The following is a 12,957-nucleotide window of genomic DNA, read 5'->3' on the forward strand; positions in this document are numbered from 1 at the left end:
TCCGTTGTTGCTCATCAGGTACGCATGATGTCCAAGCTCCGTTCGTTGATTGTCTGGTCCGTCGTCTTCACCCAGCTGTGGACGCCCGTGCTGGCGCAGACCCTGCCGATTTCGGTGGACAAGAGCGTGCCCGGCCAGAAGCCCTCCGTGGGCGTCAGCAATGGCGTGCCGGTCATCAACATCGCCCCGCCTTCCGCGGGCGGCGTATCCAACAACCGCTACACCCAGTTCAACGTCGGCCCGTCGGGCGTGGTGCTGAACAACAGCGGCGGCGCGAGCCAGACGCAGCTGGCCGGACAGGTGGGCGGCAACGTCATGCTGGGCAACCAGCGCGCCACCACCATCCTGAACCAGGTCACCGCGCCCAACCCCTCGCAGCTGATGGGCACGCTTGAGGTCGCGGGCAACCGGGCCAACGTCATCGTCGCCAACCCGGCGGGCATCACTTGCAATGGCTGCGGCTTCCTGAACGCGGACCGCGCCACCCTGACGACGGGCCGGCCGCAGGTCGGGCCCGACGGGAGCATCGCGCTGGACGTGGCCGCGGGCAAGATCCGCGTCGAGGGCGAGGGCCTGTACGGGGCCAATCTCAGCCAGGTCGACCTGATCGCCCGGTCGCTGGAGATCAATGCCGGCGTCTGGGCGGACCGGCTCAACGTGACGGCGGGCGCGGCGCGCGTGGATTACGCCACGGGCGCCGTCTCGGCGAAGGCGGGAGAGGGCGCCGCGCCGGCCGTCGCGCTGGATACCGCAGCCTTGGGCGGCATGTACGCCAACAGCATCCGCCTGATCGGCACCGAGGCCGGCGTGGGCGTGAACGTGGGCGGCAACCTGGTCGCGCTGACCGGCGACCTGCAGGTCAGCGCGGCGGGCGACGTGCGCATCGCGCCCAGCGCCACCATGCAGGCCGGCCGCGATCTGCGGGTGGCGGCCGGCGGCGACCTCGCCGTGGACGGGGCCGCGCAGGCGGCGGGCGCCGTCGCGCTCTCCGCGGGCCGCAATGCGGACATCAAGGGCGTGGTCGGCGCGGGCGGGCCGCTGGACGTAGACGCGGCGGGCGACGTGACCGTCGCCGCGCAGGGCGGATTGCAGACCCAGGGCGCGCTGCGCATTGCGGCGGGCCAGGACCTGTCGCTGGGCGGCTCCTTGCTGATGGGCGGCCAGGACCTGCGCGCGGAGTCAAGCCGCAACATGCGGATAGGCGGCAAGGCGCCTGTGCCCGGCGTGACGCCTCCGGCGACGGGCGGCGCGGGCGGCGGGGGAGGCGAAGGCGGTGGCGCGGCGGAAGGCGGCGGGAACGCGGGCGGCGGCGGCGCAGGCGCGCCCGGCGAGGCGCCGGATGCGCCGGCTGGCGCGGCCCAGGCCGGCCCTGATTCCAGCGGACTCGTGACCGCAAGGGGCGCGGTCGCCCTGAAGGCGGGGCGGGACATGGCGCTGCCCGGCCAGGTGACCGCCGGCGGGGCGCTGCATGCGCAGGCCGGCGGCGACGTGTCGATCGGCGCGCAGGCGCAGGTGGCGGGCGCGCAGAGCGTCGCCGTGCAGGCCGGCGGCCGATTGCAGAGCTTCGGCAAGGTCACCGCAGTGCAGGATCTGTCGCTGCGGGCAGCGCGCAACATGACCCTGGAGGGCCAGACGCTCGCCACCGGCAACCTCAGCATGCTGGCGGGCGAAGGGCTGATGGCATCCTCCGCTTCGCGCCTGCGGGCCGACGGCTCGGTCACGGCGCTTGCGGCCACCGCCTCGCTGGGCGGCCTGCTCACCGCAGGCCAATCCGCGCAAGTCGACACGCGGGGCGACCTGCGCGTGGACGGCACGGTGCTGGCAGACGCCGGAACCCTCAAGGCGGGCAGCGGCGGCAACCTCACCCTGGGCAGCGCAAGCGTGCTGCAGGCGGGCCGGCAGCTGGATGCGCAAGCCGGCGGCAGGTTGCTTGCGGACGGCACCATCTCGAGCGAAAAAGACATCCTCCTGTCCGCGGGAACGGACGCCGAGCTGAACGGCAAGACCGTCGCCAACGGCCGCCTGAAAGCGCAAGCCGGCGCGGACCTGAGCATCGGCCAGGACGGCCTGGCTCAGGGCAGCGGCGCGTTGCTCCTGGATGCGGGGCGGGACCTGCGCATTGCCGGCACGGCCGGCACCGCCGACACGGCGCAGGCCGCGGGCGGCTTGCTGCAGGCCCAGGCGGCGCGGGACCTGTTCGTGACCGGCATCGTCACCGCCGGCTCGCCGGCCAGCCTGGCCGCCGCGCGCAACCTGAGCATCGACGGCACGGCGGCCGCCTTGGCGGGCGGCCTCAAAGCCGACGCGGGCGAGCAGTTGCGCGTGGGCGCCAGCGGCCGCATGCAGGCCTCGGAAAACCTGTCCGCCAAGGCGGGCACCGATCTCGAATCCGACGGCGTCATCGTCGCGGGCGGCGGCCTTGCGCTCAGTGCGCAGGGCGACGCGCGCCTGGGCGGCATGGCCGCCGCGCTGGGAGAGACCGCGGCCGGCAATCTGCTGGCGTCCACCGGACGCGATCTGATCTTCAAGCAAGGCGGGCAGGCGCAAGCCGCCGGCACGCTGACGGCGCAATCCCTGCGCGACCTGAACGTCGCGGGTGCGCTCGCCTCGGTGCAGGACTTGATGCTGGCCGCGGCGCGCGACGCGCGCGTGGACGGCACGGCGGCAAGCGACGCCAACCTGACGCTGGCGGGCCGCGACATCACGGTGGGCGCGGCAGGCCTGGCGCAGGCGGGCGGCACCCTGGCCGCGACGGCGCAGGGCGCGCTGACGGCCGCGGGCCGCATGCTGGCCGGCGTCTCGCAGACGCTGACAGCCGGCGCCGGCATCACGGTGGACGGCACGGTCGCGGCGTTGCAGAGCGATCTGACGCTGGACGCGCAGCGCGGCGACCTGACCCTGGGCGCCGCGTCCATCCAGCAGGCGGGCGCTAGCCTGGCCGCCACGGCGGGCGGCGCATTGCAGGCCCTGGGTTCGGCGGCGGCCGGGCAGGGCATGACGCTGCGCGCGGGCACCGACGCAACCCTGGGCGGCGTCGCCGCCACGCAGGCGGGCGACCTGGCCGTCAATGCCGCCGGCGCGCTGACCGCCACGGCGGACAGCCAGATCCAGTCCGCCGCGGCGCTGGACTTCCAGGCCGGCGGCGCGCTGCGCAACGCGGGCATACTCTCCGCCGCGGGCGCGGCCAGCCTGCTGGCCGGAACCACGCTGGACAACACAGGTTCGGTGCTGGCCGGCGGCGATGTGAACGCCACCGCGAGCGGGCTGCTCAGCAACGCCGGGCGTCTCATCGCCGGCGTGGGGGAGGACGGCAAGCTCAGCCTGCCGGGCAGCCTGACGCTGACCGCGGGCTTCATTACGCATCCGGGCATCAGCGCAGCCGGCAAGGACCTGAGCTTTACCGCGGGCGCGATGGACCTGGCCGGCGGCAACCTGTCCGCCATCGGCCAAGTGGCGCTGGCGTCGACGGGAGACATAGGCACCGGCAACGCCGTCGTGCACGGCGGCAGCCTGGACATAGCCGCCGCCAACCTGCGCAATCAGGGCGGCAAGCTGACCTCGGCCGGCGACGCAGCGCTCAAGCTGGACGGCGAGCTCGACAACGCCTCGGGGCTGGTCGCCGCCGCGGGCAGCCTGCGGATAGAAGCGGCCCAAGTCGGCAACCGCGCAGGCACGCTCGCAGGCGGCGGCCTGGCCATCGCGGCCACGGGCGCCGTCGACAACCGGGGCGGCCTGATCCAGGCCGACGACACCCTGACGCTGAACGCGGCCAGCCTGGACAACAGCGCCACGCTGGCCGCGCCCGCCAAGGGTGTGCTGGGCAAGCTGGTCGCCATCGTGGCCGACGGGGTCAACAACCAGGCCGGATCGATCAGCGCCAGCCAGGACCTCACGCTCACCACCGGGCAACTGGACAACACGGGCGGCGAGGTCGCCGCCCAGAACGTCGCCACCATCCAGGCCGATACCCTGCAGAACAACCAGGGCAAGCTGCTGGCGGGCAAGCGCCTGGCTGTGATGATCCAGGCCTTGCAAGGCCTGGGCACGCTGCAATCCGGCGAAGACCTGTCGTTCACCTACGCCGGTTCGCTCAACCAGACCGGCGACATCGCCGCCGGCCGCGACCTGAGCATGTCCGTGGGCGGCGACATGGACAACAGCGCCAGGATCAGCGCCGGGCGCGACCTGAGCGTCACCGCGGCCTCGCTGAACAACCAGGCCAGCGGCGAACTGCTGGCCGGACGCAACAACACCATCAACGTCACCCGCGGCCTTACCAACGCCGGCCTGATCGACGGCGCCTCGACGCGCATCACGGCAGGCCGGGTCGATAACTTTGGCCGCATCTACGGCGACGCGATCTCGATCCGCACCGGCGAACTGGTCAACGGCATGGGCGCGGGCGGCGGGGCGGTCATCGCGTCCCGCGGCGACATGGACCTGGGCGTGGGCTCGCTGGTGAACCGCGACCACGCGCTGATCTACGCGGGCGCGGACCTGCGCATCGGCGGCGCGCTGGACGCCAACGGCAAAGCCGTCGGGCAGGCCGGGTCGCTGCTGAACGCGTCGGCCACCATCGAGGCGGCCGGCAACGCCGCCATCGCGGCGGCGACGATCCTGAACCAGAACAACAGCTATGCCAGCGAAGTGGTGCAGGTGGAGTCCCGGCCCAAGGTGTATTTCACGCCCGAAGGCTCCACCGATATGTATGACGCGGAGACCAACTGGCTGTGCGATACCACCACGGCGCAGTGCAGCAAGGATCCCGCATGGCTGGGCGACGACCCGGCGCGGCGCTTCCTGCTTCCGTCCACGCGCTATCCCGCAAGCCGCTACGGCCCGCCGTTCAACTACTCGTTCCTGAAGAGCGGAAAAGAGGGCGTGAGCTCACCCATTCCGCTTGCATACATTGCTGAGACCCAGGGGTGCAGCGGCGGCGATGCCGCGGACGATTGCTGGACCACGCCGGAGAAGTTTGTCCATAGCTTTGACTCCCAGGTGTGGGCCGTATTTGGGGTGACGCCGCCTGCGGGCCCCATGCCAGAGTGGAAGCCGGATACAAGCTGCAACAGGTTCGACCCGGTGTGCGTCGCGGCCGAAGCCGCGCGCCTCCAAGCCTACGAGGACGACTACGCCGCCTACAAGGCGCGCTACCTGGAGCTGGACGCGCGCATCCGCGAATTCAACGCCGATTTCGCCAGCCGCCTGGTCCTCAAGTTCACCTACTACCAGGTGAACGAGACCGTCTGGGAGACTCGCACCGTTTCTTCCGATCCGGGCAAGATCCTGTCCGGCGGCTCCATGACGCTGACCGGCAGCACCACGAACGACAAGAGCCAGATCGCCGCGGGCGGCGCACTGGCGGTGTCGGGCCCCGACATCAACAACATCGGCGCCGGCGGCGTGCGCAGCATCACGCGCGAGGGCACGGCCACCGTCACCCAGCGGCGCAGGGAATACCACCGCGAGTACTACACCGAAGCCTACAGCCGCACCCTGGCCGCGGAACCCATCGAACTGCCGGTAGGCACCTCCGGCGGCTATGTCCCGGTCTCGCTCACGGGCGCAGCGCCCGGCGCCAGCGGCGCCAGCGCGCCCGGACCCGTGCAGATCGCCAGCGTCGGCCTGCCCGGCGGCACCGTGGTCCGCAGCGTGTCCAACCCCGCCGCCATCCCGGACAGCCAGCTCTTCTCGGTCAACGGCAGGCCCGACGCGCCCTACATCGTGGCCACGGACCCGCGCTTCGTCGGCCAGCGCCGCACCGTATCCAGCGACTACCTGTTCGACCTGCTGCGCCCGCCCGGCGCGCCGCTGGGCTACGGCGGCCCGGGCGGCTGGGGATCCCTGATCCCCGCCGGCGCAAGATTCCTGACCCCCTCCGGCCAGCCCAGGCGCCTGGGCGACGGCTTCTACGAGCAAAAGCTCGTGTCCGACCAGATCCTGGCCACCACGGGCCAGCGCTTCCTGGAAAGCTTCGGCGACAACGACAGCCAATACAAAGCCCTGCTGGCCGCCGGCGCGCAGTTTGCGCAGGACAACGGCATCAAGCTCGGCGTCGCGCTGACCGAGGCGCAGCAGCGCCAGCTCACCACCGACCTGGTCTGGCTGGTCGAGCAGACCGTCACGCTGCCCGACGGCAGCACCGAGACCGTGCTGGTGCCACAGGTGTACCTGCTGGTTCGCGACGGCGACCTGAAGGGCGACGGCACCCTCATGGCCGGCCGCGACGTCAAGCTCGCGGCCGCCGGCGACATCGTCAACAGCGGCACCATCGGCTCGCGCGACGCCACGGTCATGACGGCCTCCAACATCGTCAACCAGGCGGGCGGCCTGATCCAGGGCGCCATCGTCGACCTGGCGGCGAACGTGGACCTCACCAACCTGGCCGCGCTGATCAAGGGCGACTACGTCTCTCTGTCCGCCGGACGCGACATCGCGCTGACCTCCACCGCGGCCACGGAGAACAACGGCAGCACCTGGGGCTCGTACATCTCCGGCGTATCGCGCGTGGACGCCGGCAGCCTCAGCATGCAAGCCGGACGCGACCTGACCCTGACCGCCGCGCAAGTCGCCGCCAAGGACGACGCCCGCCTGCAGGCGGGCCGCGACATCAACCTGGGCACGCTCACGGAAAGCCACGGCGAATCCCTGGTCAAGAACAGCAAGAACCGCCACGACCTGAGCACCAGCAGCGAAATCGGCTCGACTATCGCCGCCGAGGGCAACCTCACGCTGATCGCGGGCCAGGACGTGAACGCCCGCGCGGCGGACGTCACCGCCGGCCAGCAGCTCGCCGTGGGCGCGGGGCGCGACATCAATGTGGTCGCCGGCATGGAGACCGGCTCAGCCTACGACGAGGCCTACAACAAGACCAGCGGCTTCATGTCGTCCAAGAGCACGCACACGATCAAGTCTAGCGATTGGGAACAGTCGAAGGGCTCGACGTTCGGTGGTGAAGAGGTGCTGCTTCAAGCCGGGCGGGATCTTTCCCTCAACGCTTCGCAGGTGCTTGCCAGCAAAGATATCGTGCTTGACGCCGGCCGTGACCTGAGGGTGGAGGCTGGAACCAATACCTATGCCGAGACCAATTACGAACGGGTAAAGAAAAGCGGTTTCTCCGTCGGAGGGCTGGGCGTTTCGTATAAGAGCAGCGATGCCCAATCAAAGCAGACAGCCAGCGGCGTTACGCAAAGCGATGCGCGAAGCTTGCTGGGCACTGCGGGCGGCAACGTCATCATCACCGCCGGCCGGGATGTCCTCATCGCGGGCAGCGATATCGTTGCTGGCAAGGCCCCGCGCGATATGGCCGGCAACACAGGCAACATCGACATCCAGGGGCAGAACGTAGCCATCGTGGCGGGCCGCGATGTAGAAAACACCCACAGCGAATATTCGCTCAAGCAAAGCAGCTTTGGCGTGGCCATATCGGGCACGCCGGTGGACACCTTCAAGAACCTGTCTGCCGCCGGCTCGACCAAAGGCAAGGTCCAGGAGCTTGCGCATAGCGGCGCCACCACGCCAGGCATGACGTTCTCTTACGGCAGCAGCAAGAGCACCGGTTCGTTTGACTCATACAGCCAAGTCAGCAGCGGCTCTTCGCTCAGCGCGGCAGGCGACATCCTGATCCGAGCAACCGGCAGCGGCGCGCGGGATTCTTCTGGCCGTACGCTGGATGGCGACGTCCTGATTTCCGGATCAAGCCTGCGCGCTCAAGGCGGCGTGGTGCTCGATGCCCGGCGCAACATTGACATCGTCGGGTCAGATAACCGTCAGGTCCAGAACAGCGACGAGTCCAGCAAAAGCACCGGTTTCTCATTTGGAAGCATGAGTCTGGGAGATATTGGGCGGGCCGTCGATGGCGGGCCGAACTCCAGCGGGGTCAAGATGTTCCCCTACGGCAGCGAAGTCGCGCAGTCCAAGGACCAGGCGTCCGGTACGTGGCAGACGTCTTCGCTCATCACGGGCAACAGCGTCCACCTGAACAGTCGCGAAGGCGACATCCGTATCGCCGGATCCGCCATCGACGCGATCAATAACGTGGGCCTTGCTGCAAACCGGGGGTCGATCTTCATCGACACGGGCAGCGCGACGCGCGACCACAGCAGCAGCTACAGCAATAAGTCGGTGGGCGACCTAGGCGGGGGAGGCGGCGGGTTCACCGTGGGCGTACGCAGCAGCAGCGGCAGCCTGGATGAGCGCAGCAACACTCCCAGCGCCGCCGGCAGTACCATCACCAGCCGCCAGGGCGATGTCTCGATCGTCGCCGGGGAAGATGTGCTTGTTCGCGGGAGCGACATCCGGGCCGGTCGCGACATCCTGCTGGGGGGGCAGACGGTCACCATCGAAGGCAGCTACGACAGCAGCGTCTATCGCCAATTCCAGGAGACCAGCCAGATCGGCGTAACGCTTAGCGCCAGCAACCCCGTCGTCAGCGCCGTGCAGAGCGCCAATCGCATGCGCGAGGCCGCCCAGGACACCAACAACGGCCGCCTCCAGGCTATTGCCGCTGTGGCCGCGGGCCTGGCCGCCAAGAACGCCTACGACGCGGTCGCCAAGGACCCTACCAAAGTCGGCGGCATCAACATCAACGTCGACCTGGGCGCCAGCAGTTCCAGCCAGACCAGCAGCGGCCAAAGCAGCACCGCAAGCGGCGCGGCCATTGCCGCGGGGCGCGACCTGACTATCGTCGCCGCGGGCAAGGGCGATCAATCCGACATCGTCGTGTCCGGCTCCGACCTGGCCGCGGGCCGCAACATGCTGCTCCACGCGGAAGGCGACTTGCTGCTCACCGCGCAGCAGAACACCGCCAGCCAGAAGACCGACGGCAAGAGCAGCAACGCCAGCATCGGCGTGGGTTTCTCGATAGGCGGGACGCAGAACGGGTTCAGCATCAACCTTGGGGCGGGCGGCAGCAAGAGCAAGAGCGATGGCCAGGACTTGACGTGGAACAACACGCATGTCCAGGCCGGCAACGTGCTGACCATGTATTCCGGCGGCGACACGGTGCTGCGCGGCGCGCAAGCTAGCGCCGGTCGCATCGTGGCGACCGTTGGCGGGAACCTTGTCGTGGAGAGCCTGCAAGACATCAGCAGCTACGCCGCGCGTGACCGCAGCGTGGGAGTGCAGGTCAGCCTGTGCATTCCGCCCATCTGCTACGGCGCCAGCTCGGTCAGCGGCAACTATGGCCATACCAAGATCAACAGCCAGTACGCCAGCGTTACCGAGCAGACGGGTTTGTGGGCAGGCGACGGCGGCTTCCAGTTGGATGTCGCCAAGAACACCGGGTTGATTGGCGGGGTAATTGCCAGCAGCGACAAGGCTATTGCCGACGGCAAGAACGTCCTGATCACCGGCACGCTTACGAGTCGCGACATCGAGAACCGCGCCAGCTATGAAGGCCAGTCCATTCAATTGGGCGGAGGCGTGAGCTTTGGCGGCGGGAAAGACGATGGCAAGGACAAGAGCAACATCGGCACGGATGGCAAAGGCGAGGTAGCGGGCGGCACCAAGGCGACGCCGAACTCGAACCTGCCCAGCTTCAACGGCATAAGCGCGGCCCCTCCCGTCGTGATGGGCGCCAGCGGGGAATCCAGTTCGACCACGCTCAGCGGCATCAGTGGCGGCCAGATCGTCATACGCGACGAGGCCGGCCAGCAAGCGCTGACGGGGAAGACGGCGGCGGAGGTGATTGCGGCCCTGAACCGCGACACCAAGGATACGCTCAATAGCCTGGATCCGATCTTTGATGAAAAGGAGATCAGGGCAGGGTTCGAGATCGTGGGGGAAGCCAGCCGGCAGGTGGGGCAGTTTCTGACGAATCAGGCGGAGGAAATTGACGCCCTGAAAAAGCGGGCAAAAGACCAGACTCTGTCTCAAGCTGAGCGCGACCAAGCAGCCGTCGCGGCGGAGAAACTGGAGAGCGAATGGGGGCCTTCCGGTTCCTACCGCCGCGTTGTGGCTGCGATTTCAGCGGGGGCTGCTGGCAACGTGACGGGCAGTACTGGCAGCTTCGTGCAAGCAGCCGCAGTGAACTATCTCCAGGGCCTGGGCGCGTCGCAAGTTAAGAAGATCGCAGACTATATGGGAGAAGGAGCAGATTCAGAGACGACGCGCGCCCTGCTGCATGGAATCGTAGGGTGTGCGGGTGCGGCGGCTACCAGCGGCAATTGCTCCGCGGGTGCGTTGGGAGCTGCAGCGAGCTCCGTGTTAGCGAAGCTGTTAGCTGTGGCTGCCGGGGATGATCTATCCGCAGAGGAGCGTGAGGCGCGAGGCAATTTGATCGCCAGTATGGTAGCCAGCATATCCGAAGCAACTTCCGCGGATACCACAACCAGCACCCTGGCGGCAGTCACCGAGTTAACGAATAACGCGCTCACTTTGTCTGACTTGAAGAGGTTCGCAGCGGAAGCCTCTACTTGCGAAGCGTTTGGTAATTGCGATCAAGTAGGAGAGAAATTTCGGAAGCTGAGCATCGAGACTCAAGAAGTCATGATTGCTGTGTGTGCGGCCGACAGCGAAGTATGCAGGACACGCTATGGGAGTTTTGTTGAGCAGGTTACCGAGTATCGGCAGGAACTAGATAAGCTGAGTGGCATGGATTTGCCCGGCCCTCTCAAAAGCGATTTGGCTGGGTACTTCTTGCACAATAGTGACGCCGTGAGTATGGTTCTCCACACGGAAATCGCCGCCGATCTGCAAAAGAGATATGGCATGAGTTCCGAGACAGCCGCAAGCCTTGTGGCTGTGGCGAGTGCGTTGGCTGGCTCAATAAGGGGTACAAAAGGTGGCGCGCTTACCGGGAAGAGCATTGATGAACTATCCAATGCGGGAAAGTTGTTAGATCCCGCCGACAAATCAGGACAGCTTTCGCTAGCTGGTCGGGCACTCCAAAAACATGCTGGTCGGGAAGGAAGCATATTTCCAACTGTAAAAGGAAGTCCCTCCGAGATCAATGCTCAAGGGCAGAAAATAACAGATGATATTCTGAACAATCCCGGGACAACTGTGGTCTATAGGGAGGCCGGTAGATTTGGAAAAGTAATGGACGTGATAGCTCCTGATGGTCGAGGTCTTCGTTATGATATCAATGGAAAATTCATTGGTTTGCTGGAGCCAGGAAAATAATGAGTAATCTATATTCTTTGATATCTAGCCCTCTGGATCGAGAGAATTTGGTTGTGGAGATCTGGATGGGCAGCAATCAGCTGGCCGAAATATCTCACGAACCGGGTAAATCGGTCGGGATAGAAATATATCCTCCCGTTGCAGGTGAGTCGTGGACGATTGAGCTTGAAGAATTTATTTCTGTTTTGAACCGAGCGATAAGAGATTTGGATTCTCACCGTTCTGAGTGATTAGGCCGTAGCGAGCGAAAAAATTTAAATTAGGGTGGTAAGGCTACGAAATTAAGGTTTCAGACTCTGAGGTTTCCCCACGAATTCACCGCCATCTCCTTAGGAAGTCGGCTGAGTTCAATGGGCATTGCAGAATTCCAAACACTGAAGTCGCAGTCAAATCCAAGGCCCTCTCGATATAGATCATCGCTCCTAGCGTAAGCAGTGAGATGGTCGGTCTGTCCTTTCGATTGTTGGATTCGTAAGCAGGCCTCAGTTTGCGGCTTTCGGCCAGTGTGCCGACCAGCCACAGCAGAAACGTTGCCAACGCGTGGATCAACAACAAGATCTGAAGGCGTGCGGCGCCTGCGCTTTGGCTATCCTGGCAAGCCGAATCAAAACGCCTTTATCGAGCGCTTCAATCGCACTTATCGCACCGAAGTGCTCGATGCACATCTGTTCGCCAACCTTGAGCAGGTCCAAGCAATCACTGATCGATGGCTCGACGATTACAACGAATACCGCCCGCATGAGTCGCTGGGCGGCCTCCCGCCGGTGCAATTCATGCCTCGGTTAACCCTTGCTCCGATCGTCTATCAACCGATGTCTACTTGACAGGGGTGCTTACGCCCCAATCTACCTAGCGCTGGGGGCCTCGGAGGTTCAGCGACGCATGGCATATCAAGAATATATTGATTGCGGAGACGACGCGCATGAGGTGGCACTTATACGACGATCGGCCATGGATGGCGCACCACTGCTAGCGGACAATTCTGTGCTGAATTGGAAACGTTGTTGGATCGCCAGATCGTACCAAAGTCACGTGGCAGGCCGGGAAAAAATTAATCTGACACCTTTTTAAATATGATAATTAAAAATGGAAATTTTCATCCTTTTGTTCGGTTCGTTCTTGTTGTGGGTGGAATTGGGATTGCCTACCTGGGATCATGGCTTGCATCATACTGGATAGGATTTGTTGGGGTGATTATTTGCGGCATTGGTGGATACGCTTCCAGGGCTAACGCTGTTGGAATAAAACCGTTCCGCGAAAATAATGGAAATAAAAAGTAGTGTGGATAAATAACCTAAGACGTTAGATTGTTTTTTTACTGCAGCGGTTGCCAAAAATTTAGTCTGACATATTTTCTTGAGGAAAACAATCATAATGAACCAGGGGATAGATAAGTATGTTGCTCAAGCGATAGTCGAAATTGCGGTTTTTCTTGAGTTCTCTGGTGATGATGTTATCAATCAGGATTCCGCTATGAACGCGTTCGAGCAACTCGCTTCGACACTACAAAAATCGGATCTAAAAACGAAATTATGCTTGCGCGAAGATTTTCTAAGTATTTCGAAAGGGTACGCGGGTGAGCAGATGATTTTTGTTGAAAATCTCGCCGACGCGTTAGGGTTGGGCGGTGGGTAGAGTTTAAGTTGCCGACTACATTTTCGCTACGGCCGTTGCCGAAAATGTAATCAGACTCTGAGGTTCCCCCAAAATTAAAGTGTCAGGCTACATTTCTTATTGAGGAAGATGAAAATGTAGTCTGACACCTTTTTTCATACAGCATAACGAGCTTGATTGATATCGGAGTTCGACAACGGGGCGAACTGCCCCGGGTGG

General features: G+C 64.7%; 3 protein-coding genes and 1 pseudogene. All 4 read left to right on the top strand.

What is annotated here, in order from left to right; genetic code table 11:
* The first annotated feature begins 24 nt into the window (after positions 1 to 24).
* The 4 genes and pseudogenes from ACFWP0_RS23575 to ACFWP0_RS23590 all read left to right on the top strand — a co-directional run bounded on the left by ACFWP0_RS23575 (position 25) and on the right by ACFWP0_RS23590 (position 12,759).
* The gene (locus ACFWP0_RS23575; RefSeq protein WP_377846198.1) at positions 25 to 11,124 is read left to right on the top strand and encodes a hemagglutinin repeat-containing protein; all 11,100 of its coding nucleotides are present in this window, start codon (positions 25 to 27) and stop codon (positions 11,122 to 11,124) included.
* A gap of 65 nt (positions 11,125 to 11,189) precedes the next feature.
* Entirely contained in the window at positions 11,190 to 11,354 is a 165-nt protein-coding gene (locus ACFWP0_RS23580) for a hypothetical protein (protein WP_377846200.1), read from the top strand.
* Positions 11,355 to 11,699: 345 nt separating this feature from the next.
* A pseudogene (locus ACFWP0_RS23585) lies at positions 11,700 to 11,948 on the top strand (transposase); the annotation flags it as partial.
* Between the two features lie 550 nt (positions 11,949 to 12,498).
* Positions 12,499 to 12,759: a hypothetical protein gene (locus ACFWP0_RS23590; RefSeq protein WP_377846202.1), complete on the top strand. Its 261-nt coding sequence runs from the start codon at positions 12,499 to 12,501 to the stop codon at positions 12,757 to 12,759.
* Positions 12,760 to 12,957: the final 198 nt, after the last annotated feature.

The sequence above is a fragment of the Achromobacter sp. NPDC058515 genome, assembly GCF_042721735.1.
Lineage (GTDB): Bacteria > Pseudomonadota > Gammaproteobacteria > Burkholderiales > Burkholderiaceae_B > Achromobacter.